The organism is Streptomyces sp. NBC_01723 (assembly GCF_036246005.1).
Lineage (GTDB): Bacteria > Actinomycetota > Actinomycetes > Streptomycetales > Streptomycetaceae > Streptomyces.
In genome coordinates this window covers 8,550,250-8,570,576 of record NZ_CP109171.1, presented here as the reverse complement: position 1 = coordinate 8,570,576, position 20,327 = coordinate 8,550,250, and the positions used below count along the sequence as shown (strand labels likewise).

At 71.5% G+C, this 20,327-nt stretch carries 18 protein-coding genes and 2 pseudogenes; 12 read left to right on the top strand and 8 right to left on the bottom strand.

Annotated elements, in window-relative coordinates; all coding sequences use genetic code 11:
• Positions 1-105 precede the first annotated feature (105 nt).
• Together OIE75_RS39810 and OIE75_RS39805 are read left to right on the top strand one after the other, a co-directional pair.
• Positions 106-1,020, top strand: a complete 915-nt coding sequence (locus tag OIE75_RS39810; RefSeq protein WP_329473857.1) for an AraC family transcriptional regulator — start codon at positions 106-108, stop codon at positions 1,018-1,020.
• Between the two features lie 99 nt (positions 1,021-1,119).
• Positions 1,120-1,461: a hypothetical protein gene (locus tag OIE75_RS39805; protein WP_329473856.1), complete on the top strand. Its 342-nt coding sequence runs from the start codon at positions 1,120-1,122 to the stop codon at positions 1,459-1,461.
• A 53-nt stretch (positions 1,462-1,514) separates the two neighbouring features.
• Here OIE75_RS39805 and OIE75_RS39800 read toward each other — a convergent pair whose 3' ends face one another.
• Entirely contained in the window at positions 1,515-2,540 is a 1,026-nt protein-coding gene (locus tag OIE75_RS39800) for a YncE family protein (protein WP_329473855.1), read from the bottom strand.
• 177 nt (positions 2,541-2,717) lie between these two features.
• A pseudogene (locus tag OIE75_RS39795) lies at positions 2,718-3,043 on the bottom strand (FAD-dependent oxidoreductase); the annotation flags it as partial.
• A 505-nt stretch (positions 3,044-3,548) separates the two neighbouring features.
• On the opposite strand from OIE75_RS39795, the gene OIE75_RS39790 reads away from it, so the two are divergent.
• From OIE75_RS39790 to OIE75_RS39780, 3 genes are all read left to right on the top strand, one after another.
• Positions 3,549-4,817, top strand: coding sequence for a PP2C family protein-serine/threonine phosphatase (locus OIE75_RS39790; RefSeq protein WP_443078478.1), 1,269 nt, complete (start codon positions 3,549-3,551; stop codon positions 4,815-4,817).
• 72 nt (positions 4,818-4,889) lie between these two features.
• Entirely contained in the window at positions 4,890-5,540 is a 651-nt protein-coding gene (locus OIE75_RS39785; RefSeq protein ID WP_329473853.1) for a hypothetical protein, read from the top strand.
• 389 nt (positions 5,541-5,929) lie between these two features.
• Entirely contained in the window at positions 5,930-6,112 is a 183-nt protein-coding gene (locus OIE75_RS39780; RefSeq protein WP_329473852.1) for a hypothetical protein, read from the top strand.
• Positions 6,113-6,360: 248 nt separating this feature from the next.
• Here OIE75_RS39780 and OIE75_RS39775 read toward each other — a convergent pair whose 3' ends face one another.
• Entirely contained in the window at positions 6,361-6,582 is a 222-nt protein-coding gene (locus tag OIE75_RS39775) for a DUF3072 domain-containing protein (protein WP_329473851.1), read from the bottom strand.
• A gap of 178 nt (positions 6,583-6,760) precedes the next feature.
• On the opposite strand from OIE75_RS39775, the gene OIE75_RS39770 reads away from it, so the two are divergent.
• Together OIE75_RS39770 and OIE75_RS39765 are read left to right on the top strand one after the other, a co-directional pair.
• Positions 6,761-7,561 (top strand): SDR family NAD(P)-dependent oxidoreductase, encoded by an 801-nt coding sequence (locus tag OIE75_RS39770; protein ID WP_329473850.1) that lies wholly within the window; start codon positions 6,761-6,763, stop codon positions 7,559-7,561.
• A gap of 94 nt (positions 7,562-7,655) precedes the next feature.
• Positions 7,656-9,500, top strand: coding sequence for a thiamine pyrophosphate-requiring protein (locus tag OIE75_RS39765; RefSeq protein WP_329473849.1), 1,845 nt, complete (start codon positions 7,656-7,658; stop codon positions 9,498-9,500).
• 157 nt (positions 9,501-9,657) lie between these two features.
• On the opposite strand, the pseudogene OIE75_RS39760 reads toward OIE75_RS39765, so the two are convergent.
• Positions 9,658-9,903 (bottom strand): annotated as a pseudogene (locus tag OIE75_RS39760) (AMP-binding enzyme); the annotation flags it as partial.
• A 617-nt stretch (positions 9,904-10,520) separates the two neighbouring features.
• Here OIE75_RS39760 and OIE75_RS39755 point away from each other — a divergent pair.
• Both OIE75_RS39755 and pntB read left to right on the top strand, forming a co-directional pair.
• The gene (locus OIE75_RS39755; RefSeq protein ID WP_329473848.1) at positions 10,521-12,089 is read left to right on the top strand and encodes a Re/Si-specific NAD(P)(+) transhydrogenase subunit alpha; all 1,569 of its coding nucleotides are present in this window, start codon (positions 10,521-10,523) and stop codon (positions 12,087-12,089) included.
• On the top strand, positions 12,089-13,534 hold the full coding sequence (gene pntB / locus OIE75_RS39750; RefSeq protein ID WP_329473847.1) for a Re/Si-specific NAD(P)(+) transhydrogenase subunit beta: 1,446 nt from the start codon (positions 12,089-12,091) through the stop codon (positions 13,532-13,534). The genes OIE75_RS39755 and pntB overlap by 1 nt, the downstream gene beginning before the upstream one ends.
• Before the next feature lie 85 nt (positions 13,535-13,619).
• On the opposite strand, the gene OIE75_RS39745 is transcribed toward pntB, so the two are convergent.
• Complete coding sequence (locus tag OIE75_RS39745; RefSeq protein ID WP_329473846.1) at positions 13,620-14,009, bottom strand: hypothetical protein; 390 nt, start codon at positions 14,007-14,009, stop codon at positions 13,620-13,622.
• Positions 14,010-14,050: 41 nt separating this feature from the next.
• A complete protein-coding gene (locus tag OIE75_RS39740) occupies positions 14,051-14,464 on the bottom strand; it encodes a winged helix-turn-helix transcriptional regulator (RefSeq protein WP_329473845.1) in 414 nt (137 codons plus the stop codon).
• Positions 14,465-14,567: 103 nt separating this feature from the next.
• Between OIE75_RS39740 and OIE75_RS39735 the strand changes: the two genes are divergently transcribed.
• Positions 14,568-15,419, top strand: coding sequence for an alpha/beta fold hydrolase (locus tag OIE75_RS39735; protein WP_329473844.1), 852 nt, complete (start codon positions 14,568-14,570; stop codon positions 15,417-15,419).
• 30 nt (positions 15,420-15,449) lie between these two features.
• Here OIE75_RS39735 and OIE75_RS39730 read toward each other — a convergent pair whose 3' ends face one another.
• The gene (locus OIE75_RS39730; RefSeq protein ID WP_329473843.1) at positions 15,450-15,872 is read right to left on the bottom strand and encodes a MarR family winged helix-turn-helix transcriptional regulator; all 423 of its coding nucleotides are present in this window, start codon (positions 15,870-15,872) and stop codon (positions 15,450-15,452) included.
• Between the two features lie 188 nt (positions 15,873-16,060).
• Here OIE75_RS39730 and eno point away from each other — a divergent pair, with 188 nt between their 5' ends.
• Positions 16,061-17,368: a phosphopyruvate hydratase gene (gene eno, locus OIE75_RS39725; RefSeq protein ID WP_329473842.1), complete on the top strand. Its 1,308-nt coding sequence runs from the start codon at positions 16,061-16,063 to the stop codon at positions 17,366-17,368.
• Positions 17,369-17,467: 99 nt separating this feature from the next.
• On the opposite strand, the gene OIE75_RS39720 is transcribed toward eno, so the two are convergent.
• Positions 17,468-18,019: an EF-hand domain-containing protein gene (locus OIE75_RS39720; protein WP_329473841.1), complete on the bottom strand. Its 552-nt coding sequence runs from the start codon at positions 18,017-18,019 to the stop codon at positions 17,468-17,470.
• A gap of 813 nt (positions 18,020-18,832) precedes the next feature.
• Here OIE75_RS39720 and OIE75_RS39715 point away from each other — a divergent pair.
• Positions 18,833-20,326 carry a sugar transferase gene (locus OIE75_RS39715; protein ID WP_329473840.1) on the top strand — a complete coding sequence of 498 codons (1,494 nt, stop codon included), beginning with the start codon at positions 18,833-18,835 and terminating at the stop codon, positions 20,324-20,326.
• The last annotated feature ends 1 nt before the right edge of the window (position 20,327 follow it).

Below are 20,327 nucleotides of genomic sequence, written 5' to 3'. Positions count from 1 at the left end.
GATGAGCCCACTGGATGCACTATCACTCAGAATCCGCAATTCTTTAGTCAGCGTCCGACGTCCCGAAGCGGTCGGAGCAGAGACAGCGAGGAGGGGAGGTCGGCGATGGATCCACTCGAGGACGTCCTGACCTTGTTGGAGACCCGGAGCCACCTCTCCGCCGGGCTGGTCGCGGGCGGGCGCTGGGCCGTCCGCTTCGACGCGCCCCCTGTCGTGAAGTTCAACGCCGTCCGGAGGGGCTCGTGCCAGCTGGTGGTCGACGGGGTGCCGGAACCGTTCGAGCTGGCAGAAGGCGACTGCTATCTGCTGACCCGGCCGCGCTCCTACATTCTGCGCAGCGACCCGGAGACGGATCCGGTGGAGGGCAGCACGGTCTTCGCCGGTGCCGTCGACGGCATCGCCCACGCGGGCCAGGGGTCGGACGTGTTTCTCCTCGGCGGTGGCTTCACCTTCAGCAGCCGCGCGCAGGACCTGCTGCTCGACCAGCTGCCGCCGGTCCTCCACGTCTCCGCGGGCACCCCGCACGCCGAGACCGTGCGGTGGGCCCTGACCGCCATCAACCAGGAGCTGACGGACCGGCCGATGGCCGGCGCCCTGGTGGCGGAGCACCTGGCCGTGGTGATGCTCGTCCACATGCTGCGGCTGCATCTCGAGCGGTCTCCACGGGCAGCGTCCGGATGGCTGTCCGGACTCACGGACCCGGTGGTCGCGACGGCACTGACCGCCCTGCACCGGAACCCCGCCCACCCGTGGACCGTGGCCGAACTGGCCGACGCCGCCGCCGTGTCCCGCTCCACCCTCGCCGCGCGCTTCAGGACCGCGGTCGGCCAGGGGCCCCTGGAGTACCTCACCCACTGGCGCATCGAGCTCGCGGCCCGACGGTTGCGGAAGGACGGCACCACTTTGGCCTCGATCGCCCGTTCCGTGGGCTACGGGTCCGAGAGCGCCCTCAGCGTCGCCTTCAAGCGAGTCACGGGGACTACGCCCGGGGAATACCGCCGCCACCCCACAAGGACGTGAAGGACCGAAACAACCCCCGTAGCTGCGGTGGGGGCGTGCAGGAGTGGCCTAGAGTCGCCAAGCGAAGCAGGAGTCCTCTCACTCTCGCGGAGGTCCCGCATGCCCCCGTCCCCCACCGGGCCGGCCGACGCGGACACGTACATGGCCGTGTGTGACCGCACGCACCTGTTCCCTGGGGCGCGGTGCCGTGTCCAGGGTCTGCCCGATCCGCGGGCCTTCGCGGCGCGGCCGACCCCGATCGACGTGGACGTGCGCTTCTCCGACGGTGTGATCGCGGACGCGCGGTTGTCGACGGACGGTCCGGCGGACCCCGTGCTCATCGTCGCGGCCTACACCACGGGAGCGGGGACCTCGATCGGCGGACGCGGCTGGGTGGTACGCGGCACGGCCGTCGCCGGGGACGAGGTCGAACTGATCCTCGGCGGTGCGGTTCCGGCCTGACGTCCGCCGAGAAGCGCGGTCCGGACACCCGTGCGTGCCGGCCGCGGCCGTTCCTATCGCACCGTCGGCAGCAGGGCCGAGGAGTCCGGTTCCAGGCCGGTGTCGAAGCCTCCGACGACGGCGAAGCGTTCCAGGTCGACGATGGCAACGCTGTTGGTGCCCAATTGGGACACGTACGCCAATGGCCCGTGGGGGTGGAAGGAGACGGCTGCCGGAATGCCGTCGAGTTGCAGCGAGCGGATCGGGCGGAGGGCCGTGCTGTACAGGGTGATGGTGTTGGCGGCGATGTCCGTCGCAAGCAGCCGGTCGTCGTCGACGGTGTAGACGCGCAACGGGTCTCCGCCCACCTTCCGGCTCCGCTGGACCTTCATGGTCCGCGCGTCGACGGCGACCAGGGCGGAACTCTTGCGTGCGCCGACGAACAGGGTCTTCTCGTCGCGGCTGAGGCAGCTGCTCTCGGGCAGCTGACCGGGGGTCACCACCAGCGGCGGGGCGGAGGCGTCGTGGGGGCGCACGAGGCTCACCGTGTGGGACAAGAGGCCGGTGACATAGGCGCGTTCGCCGTCCTTGCTGAGGGTGAACAGGTGGGTCTTCACGCCGTGCGCGGGGACGGCCCGCGTCGGTGCCTGGTCGGCCGAGGGCGTGTCGAAGCCGAGCAGCATCGCCTTCTCCTCGCTGAGCGCGTAGAGGCGGTCACGGTCGTCGATGCCCATGCCGTGGACGCGGTTGAAAGGCCGGGTGTCGATCGTCCGGGCGAGCGTCCGCCCGGCGAGGTCGATGACGAAGACCGCGGCGCCGCCCTCGCCGGCCGTCGCGGCCATGCGCACTCCGTAGTGGCCGACGTACGCGAACCGCCGATGGGAGTCGACGACCATCTCGTGCGGGTAGTCGGGCAGTGCCACCTTCCGCAGCAGCCGTCCCGACGTCGTCTCGTAGAAGCCGACGGCGTGGCCGCCCTTCTCCACGACCACCAACACGTCGCTCCCGGCGGGCCCGTCCGCGCCGGCAGCCGACGCCGGCACACCGGACGCCACGGCCCCGGCACCCGCTGCCATGATCACCGCGCGACGCGTCGCCACAGTCCTTCACCCCGTTCTCTCGGAGGTCGTCGTCCGTCCCGCGAGGCACCGCGGGCCCCTCGTGTCCGCGAACGAGCCTGCTGTGCACAGCGGTTGAGGTCAACCGGCATGCGCGGCGTGTCTCCGATCAGCCGCTGGAGGCCGACGCCGCGACGGCGTTCTGGCGGTGCCGGAAGGCGGGGAGAGGGCGTGGAGCGTGCTGACCGCGACGCGGTCGCCGTCCGCCTTGACCACCGCGCCCTCGCCGGGCGGCAGCGCGTCCACCGGGAGTGCGGGCCTCAGCCCGTCGCCGACGACGTGGCCGGCGACCTCGGCCTGCGCTTCGAGCAGGGCGGGTGCCTCGCGCACCGCCGTGCGCCTACGGCGCGGGTCGTACGGGCCTAGCCACGCGCACTCCTCTCCGGTCATCCGGGCGGTGATCCGCCGGCGGCCATGATGCCGCCGCTCAGCCCCCAGCTGCCGAAGCCGGTGGCGACGTAGGTGTGCGACGGCGGCGAAGGGCCCGGCCCGCGTCCGCTCCCGGGCCGCACTGAGCCGGCGACCCCGGCAGCGATCGCGACGACGTCGGTCCAGGTCGGCGTCGGAGGCGGGACGCGGCGCATCACCGGGCTGCCTGCGGCCCGTACGAGCCGTTGACCTGCGCGTTCCCCGTCCTGTCAGCCGGGCACCCCGACGCGGCGGCTTCACTGACGGGCTTGCGGCGTTCGTGTCGCCGGCCGGACGCCGGGGATGAACGGGGCGGCACGGCGGCCATGCGGGTAGTCGGGGCGGGTGTGGGGGTGTGAGTCGCGTTAGGCGGGGCTACTCGCCGTCCAGGGGTTGAGCAGACAGCCCCGAGTTCCTCGGGGCCCTCTGGCCCCGGGGAACCCAGGATCCCTTGACGTGACCGCTCCGATGGTGCATGCGGGCCTCCTGTGCTGCGATGGGCCCCAGTACCTGACGCGGGGGCGGCTGCCGAGCGGGAGGGAGCTGGCCGTGGACGTGGACCGTGACGCCGGGGCCCGGGCGATGCTCGCCGGCCTGCTGGACGCCGGCCACCTCATGCCGGTGGACGCGTTGCCGGGGACCGTCCGCACGCACGCGCGTGCCGCGGGCTTCAGCGACGTCCTCATCTACGTCGCGGACCTCGGGCATCAGGGTCTGCACCTGCTGGCCGGGACGGACGGGCCGCCGCGAGGGGCCGAGCGGGAGATCCGCATCGAGGGCACCGCCCCGGGGCGGGCCTACCAGCGCGGGCTGCTCACCTCCGCCGCGCCCCAGGAGGAGCCCGGCACCGACTGGTGGGTGCCCGTGGTGGACGGTACGGAGCGGATCGGACTGCTGCGCCTGCGTTCGGCGCACGACGACGACCGCGCCCGCGAGGACGCGGACCGTCTCGCGGCGCTCGTGGCCCTGCTGATCGCCACCAAGCGCACCTCCAGCGACACACTGGCCCGGCTGATGCGGACCGAGCCGCTGAACGTCGCGGCGGAGATGGCGTGGAATCTGATGCCGCCACGCACCTATGCCGACGGGCGGGTCGTCATCTCCGCCGTGATGGAGCCGACCTACCAGATCAGCGGCGATGTGTACGAGTACGCCCTCGACGGGCCGCTGGTGCATCTGACGCTGTTCGACGCCATGGGCCACGACAACGCGGCGGGCCTGTGCGGCGCCCTGGCGCTGGGAGCCTGCCGCAACGCCCGCCGCCAGGGCTCCGGTCTGGCCGCCAAGGGCGCCGCGGTGGAGGCCGCCCTGGTCGAGCAGTACGGCCACCGCCGGTACGTCACCGGCGTCCTCGCCACCCTCGACACCCGCACGGGGATGCTGAGCTGGGTCAACCGCGGTCACCACCCGCCCATCGTCATCCGCGGCAACCGGTGGGTCAGTCACCTGCAGTGTCCGCCGGCCCACCCCATGGGCACCGACCTGAACCTGTCCAGCACCGTCTGCCGGGAACAGCTCCAGCCGGGCGACCGCGTCGTCCTCTACACAGACGGCATCACCGACGCCCGGCGTCGCGACGACAGCGAGTTCGGGGTGGAGCGCTTCACCGACTTCCTCATCCGCCACCACGCCGACGGCCTGCCCGTCCCGGAGACGCTGCGCCGCCTGATGCAGGCCGTCCTCGACTACCACGACGGGCAACTGCAGGACGACGCGACCGTGTTGATGTGCGAGTGGCTCGGCGACACCCTGCGGGACACCGAGCCGGCGGCGGACCTGACAGGGCTGCCGCTGCACGGGCACATGTCCGCGCCTGACATCACCGTGGACTCGGGCACCGGGACGTCGTGACCGCTCCCTCTGCGCTCCGACGTGCGGCTGATGCAGTATGAAAAGAGACGCCTATGCGATGTGAGGGGTCTTATGCCAGACCGCGACGACGCTGAGAACGAGACGTTCGAGCAGGAGTGGGACGACGAGGAGGAGGCAGCGGCCGGTGCCGGGCACGACGGCGAGCCGGACGTGCTCCTGGACGTGCCGGAGCTCCACGTCGAGGAGATCAGCCTGCACGTGGAGAACCTGCAGGCCAGGGTGTCTTTGAGCGTGGAGGTGCTCGAACTCCTCAAGCTGAACGTCGGGGCCGACGTCTCGCTCGGCCGCGTGGAGCTCGACATCAAGGGCGTCCAGGCGCAGGCCATGCTCAAGGTCCGTCTGGACAACGTCGCCGAAATGGTCGGCAGGGTCCTGTCCACCGTCGACGCCCATCCGCAGATCCTCGAGCAGCTGACGTCCGGCCTCGATTCCGCGGCCGAGAACCTGGGCGGCGGCGCCGGCCGGGTCGCGGGAGAGCTGGCGGAAGGAGCGGGGGACGCGGTCCGGGGCGTCGGCGAGAGTGCCGGGAAGGCGGTCCGGGAGGTGGGCGACGGCGCCGGTGAGGTCGTCGGGAAGACGTCGGGGCGCGCTGCGCGGGAGGCCTCGCCCGAGGCCGGGCGCGGGAGCGGCAGGGCCGGACGGGCCGTGCAGCGGGGCAGAACGGCGCGCGGTCGCGAACGGCAGCACGGCGAGCCGCCGTGAAGGGCTCCCGACATCGAGGCGCGCTCCGTCGCGGAGGCCGACCGGGCGAGTCCCCCGCGGCCCGGTGAGGGAGCCGGAGTCCAGGAAACCGCCGGTCACCGCCGGAAGGTCTCCCGCGCCGTGCGTCGCTCACTCCTTGACGCGCACGGCGAGGAGGACGATGTCGTCCGGGGCGGTCGTTCCCGCGACGGTGTCGACCAGGTGTGACAGGGGCGCCGGGAGATCGTCGCGCCGGTGGGTGGTCAGGATGCTGGCCGCTCGGTCGGTGAGCGCGGTCGTCGACGAAGAGGGCGCGCTCGACCGTGCGGGCGGTGTATCCGGCCAGCGAGGCCCGCGCGGCCTGCTCCAGCACGTCGATCTCGTAGGGGTGGGCCCAGCCGAGGACGAGGGTGCCGAACGAGCTGACCGCGCCGGGCGGCGGAACGCACACCGCCGTGTGCAGGCCGAGCTGTCCGAAGGCGGCGACCGCGTCCGGCCCGTACTGGTCGGCAAGCTCCTCGGGGCTGTGCACGACGACGGTGCGCTTCTCGCGTGCCGCCCGGGCGGTGGGCCGGGTGGCGTCGATCGAGTAGGTCTCGTAGGAGTACTCCATGGGAGCGACGCCGGTCCGGTCGATCAGTCGGCGCATGCGTCGCCGCTCGGCCAGGACCAGGCCGACGTAGTGCGGCTCGAGGTCGCCGCTGACCGGTTCGCGGGCGCGTTGGCGGACCTCGCTCAGACCGGTGGTGTCCGCCGGCGCGTCCGCGGCGCGCAGCAGCAGCAGCGAGCGTTTCCACGCATGTCCGGCCCCGCTTCCGGTCAGCCGGGCCGGGTGTGCCGGTCAGATGGCCTCTCCGCCGCCCGGACCCGCCTCCTTCGTCCGGGGTGAGGCCTGCTGCAGGCGGTCGATCATCCGCGACGCGTCCGCCTTCGTCAGGTTCTCGGGGACCTCCTCACCCGCCTCGCGTGCCAGCGTCCGGAGATAGCTCAGCTGCGGGCCGGTCGCGGGTTCCTCGCCGGTGGCCCAGTCCTGCACGTTCTTCGTCGGGTCCGTTTCACTCATGCCACCCCGACTACCCGCACGGACAAGGTCGACGCGGGGGTGGCGCGGGCCGGGCGGCGGTGCCCCGTTGCGGGGCCGCGATCCGGGGAACCCGGGCGTCGGCCCCGTCCACGCGGCCGGGGCCCGTACCCCGGTCTGTCCGACGTCCTCCTGAACCTCACACCCCTGGGAAGCGGCCATGAACGACGTCAAGCCTTTCGCCCTGGTCACGGGCGCCTCCAGCGGTATCGGCCTCGAACTGGCGAGGCAGCTCGCCGAGCGGGGACACGACCTGATCGTCAACGCCGAGGACGAGGCCCGACTCGAGCGGGCGGCGGGGCGCATCCGGGAGGCGGGGACCGTCGTCCACACCGTCCCCGCCGATCTGCGGTTCCCCGAACGGACCGAGGCGCTCTACGCCGCGGTCACCGCGACCGGCCGCCCGCTCGACGTCGCCGTGCTCAACGCGGGTGTCGGGCGGGGCGGCGCCTTCGTCGACACCGACCTCGCGGACGATCTTGAGATCGTGGACCTCAACGTCCGGTCCACGGTCCACCTGGCGAAACTCGTCCTCCGTGACATGGCCGCCCGCGACGGCGGACGGGTGCTCGTCACCTCCTCCATCGCGTCGACGATGCCGGGCTCCTACCAGGCGGTGTACAACGCGTCGAAGTCGTTCCTCCAGTCCTTCACCCAGGCCCTGCGGAACGAGTTCGAGGGCACCGGCGTCACACTGACGTCGCTGATGCCCGGCCCCACCGAGACCGACTTCTTCCACCGCGCCGGCATGGACGACACCCCGGTCGGCCGGCAGGACAAGGACGACCCGGCGCAGGTGGCGCGGCAGGGGCTGGACGCGCTCTTCGCCGGCAAGGACAAGCTCACCACGGGATCCGCCAGGACCAAGGCACAGGGACTGGCGAACAAGGTGCTGCCCGACCGGCTCAAGGCCGAGGCCCACCGCAGGATGGCCGAACCCGACTCGGGCGAAGGGACCTGACGCACCGCCCGGACGTGGTCGGGCGGGCGGTGTTTCCCGCTCATCGGCCCGGTTACCCAGCCGGTCTCCGGGATGAGTGAGGGAGCGGGTTCGCATGGCCAGTACGAAGGTGTCCGACTACGTCCTCCAGCGGCTGCGCGACTGGGATGTCGAGCATGTCTTCGCCTACGCGGGCGACGGCATCAACGGCCTGCTGGCCGCCTGGGGGCGCGCGGAGAACAGGCCGAGGTTCGTGCAGGCCCGGCACGAGGAGATGGCGGCGTTCCAGGCCGTGGGCTACGCCAAGTTCTCCGGCCGGGTCGGGGTGTGCGCGGCCACCTCGGGGCCGGGCGCGATCCATCTCCTCAACGGCCTCTACGACGCCAAACTGGACCACGTTCCGGTGGTCGCGCTGGTGGGGCAGACCAACCGCAGTGCCATGGGCGGCTCCTACCAGCAGGAGGTGGACCTCGCCGCCCTGTACAAGGACGTCGCCTCCGACTTCTGCGAGACGGCGACGGTGCCCGAGCAGCTGCCGAACCTGATCGACCGCGCCTTCCGCACCGCGTACGCCAGGCGCACGGTCACCGCGGTCATCCTTCCCGCGGACGTCCAGGACCTGGACTACGAGCCGCCCACCCACGACTTCAAAATGGTGCCCTCCAGTCTCGGCCTGGGCCGCTACGCCCCGGTCCCGGCCGACGAGGACCTGAGGGCGGCCGCCGACGTGCTCAACGCCGGTGAGAGGGTCGCGGTCCTGATCGGCCAGGGGGCGCGCGGGGCACGCGCCGAGGTCGAGCAGCTGGCCGACGTGCTCGGCGCGGGGGTGGCCAAGGCGCTGCTGGGCAAGGACGCGCTCCCGGACGACCTGCCCTACGTCACCGGTTCCATCGGGCTGCTCGGCACCCGTCCCTCCTACGAGCTGATGCAGGAGTGCGACACGCTGCTGATGATCGGCTCCAGCTTCCCGTACACGCAGTTCATGCCGGAGCTGGACCAGGCCAGGGCGGTGCAGATCGACATCGACCCGCACATGATCGGCCTGCGCTACCCCTTCGAGGTCAACCTCGTCGGCGACGCACGCGAGACGCTGCAACGCCTGCTGCCCCGGCTGCACCGCAAGGAGAACCGCGCGTGGCGCGAGGGGATCGAGAAGAACGTCGCGCGCTGGTGGGAGGTGATGCAGCGGCGGGCCGCCGTCAGCGCGGAGCCCGTCAATCCCGAGTACGTCGTCCACGCCCTGGACGGGCGGCTGCCCGACGACGCGATCCTCAGCGCCGACTCCGGTTCCGCCGCCAACTGGTACGCGCGGCACCTGCGTCTGCGCGGCCGGATGCGGGGCTCGCTGTCCGGCACCCTGGCCACCATGGGCCCCGGCGTGCCGTACGCCATCGGTGCGAAGTTCGCCCACCCCGACCGGCCGGCGATCGCCCTGGTCGGGGACGGGGCCATGCAGATGAACGGCATGATGGAGATGGTCACGGCCGCCAAGTACTACGGCGAGTGGTCCGATCCGCGGCTGATCGTCGCGGTGCTGAACAACGGGGACCTCAACCAGGTCACCTGGGAGATGCGTGCCATGTCCGGCGCCCCGCAGTTCGAGGCGTCGCAGCACATCCCCGACCTGCCCTACGCGGACATCGCCCGGCACATGGGCCTGGACGGGGTCCGGGTGGAGAAGGCGAAGCACGTGGAGGCGGCCTGGGACCGCGCGCTCGCCGCCGACCGGCCGTTCGTCATCGACTTCCGCACCGACCCCGCCGTGCCGCCCATCCCTCCGCACGCCTCCCTGGACCAGATCGAGGCCGCCGCCTCGGCGGTCCTGCACGGTGACAGCGACCGGCAGGGCATGATCCGGCAGGGCCTCAAGGCGAAGGTCCAGGAGATGCTGCCGGGCAGCCGCCACCGCAGTGACCGGCCCGGCGCGGGTCCCCACGACAGCAGCGAAGAGAACAAGTAGACGGGAGAACGCCCCTGCGGTCGACAGCGGTCCGCCGTCGACCGCCTGTCCGTGTCAGGGCGAATGGCGCGACCCCCGCCGTGAACGGCTGCCCGTGGGCGGGAGACGACCGCTGCTCGTCGGCGTGAGGGGGACGGCCTGCGCGGGAGGTGGCAGGTCAGCCCGGCTCTCCCTGCCGGGTGGCCGCGATCTCCCGCTTGAGGATCTTGCCCGTGGCCCCCTTCGGCAGGGCGTCGACCAGCCAGACGATCCGGGGATACTTGTACGCGGCGACCTGGCCGCGGACGAATTCCCGCAGTTCCTCCGGCGTGGCCGCGGCACAGGGACGCAGGGTCACCGCGGCGGCGACCTCCTCGCCGAGCACGTCGTCGGGCAATCCGATCACGGCGGCCTCGGCGACGGCCGACGAGGTCGACCGCCGGCTTGCTCACTCCCGCCCGCACGGCCACCGCGTCCATCGTGACCGCCGCCAGGCCGCTCTCCGTCACCAGGGCGACCACGGCGTCGAGCACCGCGCGATCGACCCGTTCCTCACGCGGCCGCCCCGGCCCCCGACCCTCGTCCCGCACCCGCTTCCCGACCATGTGCCGAGCCTACGGGCCGGCCCGGAGGCCAGTCACTCGGGACGCGCTCCGCACCATACGGCCGGGGCGGCGAGTTCGCCGGGTGTCAGACGGTGTGGGTGTTCGGGCGGTGCACGCTGTCCGCCGGGCACGAGGCGGACGACGCCGTTGCGAGCGTCGACGGAGGCGATATACCAGGGCGAGTCGCCCGCCCAGCCGCCCCTGGTCCCCTTCCGCCACGTGGGTGACGACGGGCAGGGCCTGCCCGCTCACGTACGGCGCGAGGGTGGTCGGGGAACGGCATGGCGCATGACGGCGTGCTCCCTTCTGCCGGTCCCGCGGCTCCAACCCTCGGCCGGCCCGCGCCGACGCGCCGGACCGGGATCACGTTTTCGGTGCCCGGTCGCCCCCGTCTGGGTACGGAACCCGGCAACAACGCCTCGACGAGAGACTGGACATGACTGGACACCACTCCACTCACCATCCGCCGCAACGCGTCGGCGTCGTCGCCGAGTCCATACCCGGAGAGACTCGCGTCGCCGCGACGCCCGCCACGGTCCGCTCGCTCCTCGGCCTCGGTTACGAGGTCGTCGTGGAGTCGGGAGCCGGTACGGCCTCCGGGTTCGCCGACGACGCCTACGCGGAGGCGGGGGCCGGTATCGGCGAGGCCTGGGCCGCCGACGTCGTACTGAAGGTCAACCCGCCGTTGGGCGAGGAGATCGCCGAACTGCGCGAGGGTGCGGCGCTGGTGGCGCTCATCGCGCCGGCTCAGCACCCGGAACTGCTGGAGGCGCTGGCCGCGCGGGACGTCACGGTGCTCGCCCTCGACGCGGTGCCGCGCATCTCGCGGGCCCAGTCGATGGACGTCCTCAGCTCCATGGCGAACATCGCCGGATACCGTGCGGTGATCGAGGCGGCCCACGCCTTCGGACGCTTCTTCACCGGGCAGGTCACCGCCGCGGGCAAGGTGCCGCCCGCGAAGGTCCTCGTCGCCGGGGCCGGGGTCGCGGGGCTCGCCGCCATCGGGGCCGCGTCCAGCCTCGGCGCGGTCGTACGGGCCACCGACCCGCGCCCCGAAGTCGCCGATCAGGTGCGCTCCCTGGGCGGCGAGTACCTGGCGGTGGACGCCTCCCAGGAGGCGAGTACCGACGGCTACGCCAGGGCGACCTCCGCCGACTACGACCGGGCCGCGGCCGAGCTGTACCACGAGCAGGCCAGGGACGTGGACATCGTCATCACCACCGCCCTGATCCCCGGGCGGCCGGCGCCGCGCCTGCTGACCGCCGCGGACGTGGCGGCGATGAGACCCGGCAGCGTCGTCGTCGACATGGCCGCCGCGCAGGGTGGCAACGTGGAGGGCACCGTCGCGGGCCGGACCGTGGTGACCGACAACGGCGTGACCCTCATCGGCTACACGGACCTGGCGTCCCGACTTCCGGCCCAGGCCTCCCAGTTGTTCGGCACCAATCTGGTCAACCTGCTCGCCCTGGCCACCCCCGGCAAGGACGGGCGGTTCGTCGTCGACTTCGACGACGTGGTGCAGCGGGCCGTGACCGTGGTGCGCTCGGGCGCGGTCACCTGGCCTCCCCCGCCGGTCGCCGTCTCGGCCGCCCCGGCCGCGACGGAGCCCGCGGCGTCGACGGCAGCGCCCGTGCCCGCGAGGAAGTCCCGGCTCACCCCGGCCGGGCGTTTCGGGCTGATCGGCCTCGGGATGGCGATCACGTTCCTCCTGATCGCCTTCGCACCGGCCCAGCTAGCCGAGAACCTGACGGTGTTCGCTCTGGCAGTGGTCATCGGCTACTACGTCATCGGCAAGGTGCACCACGCGCTGCACACACCGTTGATGTCGGTGACCAACGCCATTTCGGGGATCGTGGTGATCGGTGCCCTGTTGCAGGTCGGGCACGAGAGCACGCTCGTCACCGTGCTGTCCATCGTGGCGATCCTGCTGACGAGTGTGAACATCTTCGGCGGTTTCGCCGTCACCCGCCGCATGCTGTCCATGTTCTCGAGAGGCGAGTCCTGATGACGTCCATGACCGCCTCCCGCGCGGCCGACCTGGTGGCGGCGCTGCTGTTCGTGCTCAGCCTGGCCGGCCTCTCCCAGCACCGCACCTCACGCGCCGGTGTCGTCTACGGCATCGCGGGGATGGCCCTCGCCCTGACCGCCACCATCGTCGTCTCGGCGCAGAGCGTCTCCGCCGGTCCGGTCGTGCTGATCCTGCTCGCCACGGTGATCGGCGCCGCGATCGGCCTGTGGCAGGCGCGGCGCGTGGAGATGACGCAGATGCCGGAGCTGATCGCGGTACTGCACAGCTTCGTCGGCCTCGCGGCCGTCCTGGTCGGCTGGAACAGCTACCTGGAGGTCGAGGCCCACGATTCGCAGACCCTGATCCCCGCCGATCTGATCCGCATCCACCACGCCGAGGTGTTCATCGGCGTCTTCATCGGCGCGGTGACCTTCACCGGATCGGTCGTGGCGTACCTGAAGCTGTCCGCCCGGATCAAGTCCCGGCCCCTGACGCTGCCCGGCAAGAACGCCCTCAACCTGGGCGCGCTGGCCCTGTTCGCCGTGTTCACGGTCTGGTTCACCGTCAGTCCGAGCCTGCCTCTGATGGTGACGGTCACGGTCCTGGCGCTCGCCCTGGGCTGGCACCTGGTGGCCTCCATCGGCGGTGGCGACATGCCCGTCGTCGTCTCCATGCTCAACAGCTACTCCGGGTGGGCCGCGGCGGCCGCCGGGTTCCTGCTCGACAACAACCTGCTCATCGTCACCGGGGCCCTGGTGGGGTCCTCCGGTGCGTATCTGAGCTACATCATGTGCCAGGCGATGAACCGTTCCTTCCTCTCCGTCATCGCCGGCGGCTTCGGCATGGAAGCTCCGCCGAGCGGTGACGCGGAGCAGGGTGAGCACCGCGAGATCCGGGCGCACGAGGCGGCGGGGCTGCTCGCGGGGGCGCGGTCGGTGGTGATCACTCCCGGCTACGGCATGGCCGTGGCGCAGGCCCAGCATCCGGTCGCGGAGCTGACGCGGCGGCTGCGCGAGCGCGGCGTCGAGGTCCGGTTCGGCGTCCACCCCGTCGCGGGGCGACTGCCCGGGCACATGAACGTGCTCCTGGCCGAGGCGAAGGTGCCGTACGACATCGTCCTGGAGATGGACGAGATCAACGACGACTTCGCGGACACGTCGGTCGTGCTGGTCATCGGCGCGAACGACACGGTCAACCCCTCGGCGACCGAGGACCCGTCGAGCCCGATCGCGGGTATGCCCGTGCTGCGGGTCTGGGAGGCGGAGAGCGTCATCGTCTTCAAGCGCTCGATGGCCTCCGGCTACGCGGGCGTGCAGAACCCGCTGTTCTTCCGGGAGAACAGCAGCATGCTCTTCGGCGACGCCAAGCAGAGCGTCGAGGAGATACTGCGGGCTCTCGGTTCCGAGAAGAGGGTCGGCGAACGGGTTCGCGGGGCCGTCTGACGGTGGCGGAGGGAGCGGGTGCCCCGGCAGGTCGGGCACCCGCTGACCGGCGGCGTGGGCGGCGGACGGAGCCACCCCGACAAGGTCAGGCGTCGGGGGCGACTTCGGGGTGCGTGAAGCGCACGGGCTTGCCCAGCGACCGGGCGTAGGCGATTTCGGCTCGGGTGCTGTCTCCGATGTAGTCGCCGACCACGAGCGCCTCGTCGGCGAGCCGGATCTTCGCCCGGTGCAGATCGTCGAGTCGGACCTTCAGCGCCCCGGCCTCGCCAGGATCGGACCAGAGTTCGTGCGGCGACTTCACGTCACAGCCCGGTTTGACGACGATCCTTCCTGCTTTGGTCTCCCGCAGCTCGGCCTCGTTCATCTCGGTCATGAAGCGGGTGGAGCCGCAGATCACGACGATGCGAGGGAGACTCAACAGCTCTTTCGCGTCGGCGAGCTTCTCCTCGGGGGTGAGCAGGTGCGGGTACGGCACCGGTTCCTCCTGGTGGTGTGGTCCTGGGGCATGCCCGCGATCTAGCCGGCGGACGACTCGTCGGCGAGCTGGTTGCTGCGGTCGATTTCCGGCATGTGTGTCTCGGCCCAGACCCGCAGGGCGGAGAGCGGTCCTTCGAGGGACAGGCCGAGTTCGGTGAGCCGGTAGTGGACGGCGGGCGGCACGGTGGGTTCCACGCGCCGCGCCACCAGGCCGTCGCGGACCAGGCTCTTCAGGGTGACGGACAGCATCTTCTGCGAGATGCCGGGGATACGGCGCCGCAGTTCGGCGAAACGGAGCTCGTCGGGAGCCACCTCGGCCAGCACCTTGACCGCCATCGACGTCCACTTGGTGCCGATACGGTCGAGCAACTGGCGGGCCGGGCAGCGCGGATCCAGCAGATCACCCCGCTCACCGGGCCGCCTGCCGGGTTCGCCGGGCCTCGTTGTGGTCACTCAGGGCTCACCACCTGAAGGGAAAGTGCCGTCTTGGACGGACCAGGATAGTTCCATAGCGTGACCAGGTCACCATTCCTCACCACCCACCTGGAGCCTCTCCATGCCCGAACTGCGGCGCGTCCCCGTCAACGGTGTCGAACTGAACGTCGCTCTCGCCGGATCGGGCCCGGCCGTACTGCTGCTGCACGGCTTCCCGCACACCTGGGAGCTGTGGACGGACGTCATGGCCGACCTGTCCGGCCGCTACCGCGTCATCGCGCCGGACCTGCGCGGGTTCGGCGCGAGCAGCCGCGCCTCCTCCGGGTACGACGCGGGCACCCTGGCCGAGGACGCCGCGGCGCTTCTCACCTCGCTCGGCGTGTCCTCGGCCGCGGCGGTGGGCATCGACGCGGGTAGCGCGCCCGCCTTCCTCCTGGCCCTGCGTCGCCCCGGGCTCGTCCGGCGCCTGGTCGTCATGGAGTCCCTTCTGGGCACGCTGCCCGGCGCCGAGGACTTCCTCGCCGACGGGCCGCCGTGGTGGTTCGGCTTCCATTCCGCCGCGCCCGGCCTCGCCGAGACCGTGCTGCAGGGCCACGAGGCCGACTACGTCGACTGGTTTCTGCGCGCCGGCACGCTCGGCGACGGGGTGCGCCCCGACCTTCGGGACGCCTTCGTCCGCGCATACACCGGCCGCCAGGCGTTGAGCCGCGCGTTCTCGTACTACCGGGCGCTGCCCGAGAGTGCGGCACAGATCAAGCGGGCGGTCGCCACCGCCCGCCTGACGGTGCCGACGATGGCGGTGGGCGCCCGGCCCGTCGGCGCCTCGCTGGAACGCCAGCTCCGACCGTTCACCGACGATCTCACCGGACACGTCATCGAGGACTGCGGCCACATCATTCCGCTGCACCGCCCGCGCGAACTGCTCACACTGCTGCGTCCGTTCCTGGCCGGTGAGCACGCGAACCCAGCCTGACCAGGGCGGGGCCGACTTTCGATACCCGTCCTAGTAGTCCGCGAGCCGCTCCAGCAGCGCGGTGCTCCGGGCCAGCAGTGCCCGTTCCTCGTCGTCGAGGCCGGCGTCGATGGCCTGTGCGAGCCAGCCGGCCCTGCGGTTGCGTTCCGCTTCGAGCGCGGCCCGGCCCGCGTCCGACAGCTCCACCAGCGTCTTGCGGCCGTCGGTGGGGTGCGCGCGGCGGGTGACGAGGTCCTTCTCCATGAGCAGACCCACCGCCCGGGCCATCGACTGGGGGCGGACGCGTTGGTCCGCGGCGAGCTCGCTGGTGGTCATGGCCCCGGCGCGGTCGAGTGCGCCGAGGACGGCGATCTGACCCAGCGGAATGCGGTCCTCGTGCTTGACGCGTCTGGTCAGCTTTCCCATCGCGGTGCGCAGTTCGGCGGCGATGGCGGCGGCTTCCGAGGTGGGCATACGGCACTTTATCCCGCTGACCAGCGTCGCTGTGCACCTGACCTGCACAGCGAGACTGCACAGCAGTACTGCACAGCAAAACTGAGCAGCAAAACTGTTCAGCATTGCTGTAGTGTCTGGGCTGTCGGGCTCAGCGCCAGCGTCGTCGCAGCCGGGGCCACGGCACACGACAACGGGAAGGACCTCCCATGTCCGCACAGGCAGCCGAAGACATCGCGGCCGTCATCGAGACCGTCACCGCCCGCCGGATCATCGACAGCCGAGGCAATCCCACGGTCGAGGTCGATGTCGTACTGGAGGACGGGTCCCTGGGGCGCGCGGCTGTCCCCTCCGGGGCCTCGACGGGTGCCCGGGAGGCCGTGGAGCTGCGTGACGGAGACTCCGCACGCTGGCACGGCAAGGGCGTCGACCGCGCCGTGGCCCACGTCAACGGCGATATCGCGGCAGCCGTGCGCGGCCGGGACGCGGCGGACCAGGCGGGCCTCGACGGCGCGCTGATCGCCCTCGACGGGACGGCCACGAAGTCCCGGCTCGGGGCCAACGCGATCCTCGGGGTCTCGCTCGCCGCCGCCAAGGCCGCCGGGGCGGCCCGCCGCCAGCCCCTCTACCGCTACCTGGGCGGGGCCGACGCGCACCTCCTGCCGCTGCCCATGATGAACATCGTCAACGGCGGCGCCCACGCCGACAATCCGCTGGACTTCCAGGAGTTCATGATCGCCCCGGTGGGCGCGGACACCTTCGCCGAGGCCGTCCGCATGGGCAGCGAGGTCTTCCACACCCTGCGCCGCGACCTGCTGAGCGCCGGGCACTCCACGGGCGTCGGCGACGAGGGCGGCTTCGCACCGGCCCTGCGTACGGCCGAGGAGGCGCTCGACTTCGTGACGACCGCCATCGAACGCACCGGCTACCGCCCCGGCACGGACATCGGCCTGGTCATGGACCCGGCGTCGTCGGAGTTCTTCCGCGACGGGGTGTACGACTACGCGGGCGAGGGAGTGCGGCGTACCCCCTCGGAGCACGCCGACTACCTGGCCAAGCTCATCGACGCCTACCCGGTCGTCTCCATCGAGGACCCGATGGCGGAGAACGACCTGGACGGGTGGCGCGAGCTGACCGCCCGCGTCGGCGACCGCTGCCAGCTCACCGGCGACGACGTGTTCTGCACCGACGAGACGCTGCTGCGCGAGGGGATCCGCACCGGCGTCGGCAACTCCGTCCTGGTCAAGGTCAACCAGATCGGGACCCTGACGGAGGCTCTGGCCGCGGTGACCACGGCCCACCAGGCGGGCTGGACGGCCGTCATGTCGCACCGCTCGGGCGAGACGGAGGACACCACGATCGCGGACCTCGCGGTGGCGACCGGGTGCGGTCAGATCAAGACCGGGTCGCTCTCCCGCTCCGACCGGACGGCGAAGTACAACCAGCTGATCCGTATCGAGGAGGAGTTGGGCTCCGCAGCACGCTTCGCGGGCGGCTCCGCGCTGCGGCGGGCATAGGCGGGAGCCGCGGCTGCCGGTCGCCGCCCACGATCGCCGGGGCGCGCCATCCGGCGGCCGGCTCGCCGACACGGTACTCCCGTGTCGGCGCCCGCGGCGTCAGGCGGCCGGGGCCAGTGGACCGCACATCACGTTGCCGGGCTCGGCCGGGTCGTCGCTGATCCAGAACTGCAGCCACAGCAGCGCGAACTCCGGCCGTCCGAGGTAGCCGTCGCCGTCCTGGTCGAGACGGTCGAACACGTCCCCCGTCGGCGTGCCGCGCCCGTGCCACGTGTCGATGAGCCGTTGGTGCTCGGCGCGGGAGATGCGTCCGTCACCGTTCTCGTCCACGGCGTCGAAGATGGTGTCGGCCGTGGCCGTGACGGCCTCGGGCATCGACGGCAGCCGGTCCACCATCGCCATCAGGACGTCCATGTCGACCTGCCCCGCGCCCTCCCCCTCCTCGGCGGCGAGGGCCGACAGATGGTGCCACCACCCCATGAGCCCACCCCGTACCCGCTCGGTCAGCTCAGGAGCGGCGGCGACGCGCGGCAGCAGGCGCCACCTCTCCACGAGCGCCGCGAAGTCCGCCTCCTCCAGAAGGCCGTTGCCGTCGGCGTCGAACACCTCGAACATCGCCCGGACCTTCGCCCGCTGAAACCCACTGGCCATCTCAAGCCCCCTGACTCACCCGGTTGGGGAGAGCCTGTCCAGTTGCGCGGGCAGGCCAACGGCGCCCGGAATCACCGACGGCCGAGTCCACGACACCGCGCGCCGGTTTGGAGTTGCGGCGACCTCCCCCCGCACGCACTCCCTCGACGGCCGAGGCTCCACCCCGCCGCAATCCGGCCGATGTTGATCCCCGACGCCCCTCCCCGGCGGGCGGGCGATCTCCGCCGGAGAGCGCTCTTCGCCGGCGGGACGGCGCGATCGGGCAACCGCGTGCAAAGCCGCGGGCGACGTGCGCGGACGATCACACGGCACAAGACCCGCAGCTCAGCACCGGTTCCGTGACTGACGGTCAGGGCTCGGGGGTGAGAAGCATCGCAAATTCGATCAAGGCCGTCGCCGGACTCCGGGCGGCATCGGGGCCACGGTAAAGCGTGACCGAATAATGGAGGCAACCTCAAAGGTTGAACACAAATTACACACATCCCCTCTTCACACCGAGCCCCGATGGTCTACATTGACCGTGCTTCGACACGAGGCGACCAGTAATGATCTATAGGTCCGTACTTCGGCAGGTCAGCCTTGCGGCCACGCGCCCTCGGTACCGGACATGGGGATGATCAATTCCTGGAGCCCGAAAGGGCTTGGGTGAGGGGAGCACCCAAGGTTTCGGCGGGTACCGGCACGCCTCGAATTCAATTAGCTCCGCTTCAAGTAGCTCTGCATTGCCGCATCGGCACGGAAGGCGGGGGCCTCCCGGCAGAGCAAAACAGTGTTGGGCGAACACGTCGAATCACTGGGGACCTGGGGGGTTCTGTGCGGCAAGGGGGAATAGTCAGCCCTTTTCCGGCTGCGGGCGAAAGCCTGGCGAACGGGGCGGCCGGCCGGCCCGCGGTCGACTGGGAGCAGCGGTACCGCCGTACCGTGATCACCACCGATACGGTGGCGACCGCTGTCGTGGTGGCGGCGATCGGCAACTTCTTCGGGGCCCGGGACGCGGCCAACTGGCACGAGAAGTGGGGAATTCTCGCCTTCGGCACCGAACTGCTGGTACTGGGCGCGCTCGCGGTGAGCCGGTCGTGGGCCCCGGGGGTGCTCGGCCAGGGTGCCGAGGAATTCCGCCGGCTCGGGCGCTCACTGTTCATGGCGACCGTCGTACTGGCGCTCGGCGGGATCGCCCTCACCTCGCGCAACATCAAACTCTGGATCTTCGTCGCCATTCCCGCGATCGCGCTCGTCACCATGACCGCGCGGTACGTGCTGCGACTGTGGCTGCACCGGCAGCGGAAGGACGGGCGGTGCCTGATACCGGTGCTCGCCGCCGGGAGTCCGGCCACCGTGCGCGACCTGATCACGCGGACCCGACGATTCCCGCATCTCGGCTGGCGGGTGGACGCGGTGTGCACGACGGACGGTCTGGGGACGGACGGTCAGGAACACGGTGGTGACCAACTGGACGGCGTGCCGGTCGTCGGCAGGCTCTCGGACGTCGCGGGCCACGTCCACCGCGACGGGTACCGTGTCGTCGCCGTCACTCCGGACCCGCACTGGTCGCCGGACCGGCTGCAGCGACTGGCCTGGAACCTCGAAGGCAGCGACACCGAGATGGTCGTGGCGCCCGTGCTGATGGAGGTGGCCGGACCGCGGCTGCACATCGACGCGGTGCTCGGGATCCCGTTACTGCGGGTCAGCATGCCGACCTTCACGGGGGGCCGCCGCGCAATCAAAGGCATCGTCGACCGGGCGGGCGCGGCGATCCTGCTGGTGCTGTTCGCGCCGCTGATGGTGTTCGTGGGGCTGCTCGTGCTGGTCGACAGCCGGGGCGGGGCCTTCTACCGCCAGCGCAGGGTCGGCAAGAACGGCCGCGAGTTCACCATTCTCAAGTTCCGCACCATGGTCGCCGGGGCGGACCGGGCGCGTGCGGCGCTGGCCGATCGCAACGAGGGCGCCGGCCTGCTGTTCAAGCTCCGTCGGGACCCGCGGGTGACCCGGGTCGGGGCGGTGCTGCGCCGGTACTCGCTCGACGAACTGCCGCAGCTCTTCAACGTGTTGACCGGATCGATGTCGCTCGTCGGCCCGCGGCCCCCGTTACCGGAGGAGTCCGCCGCGTACGGCCCGGACATCCGGCGGCGGCTGCTGGTCAAGCCCGGACTCACCGGCCTGTGGCAGATCAGCGGACGCAGCGACCTGTCGTGGGACGAGGCGGTCCGGCTGGACCTGCGGTACGTGGAGGACTGGTCGCTCGCCCTGGACACAGTGATCCTGTGGAAGACGCTGCGTGCGGTGTTCTACGGCCAGGGGGCCTACTGAT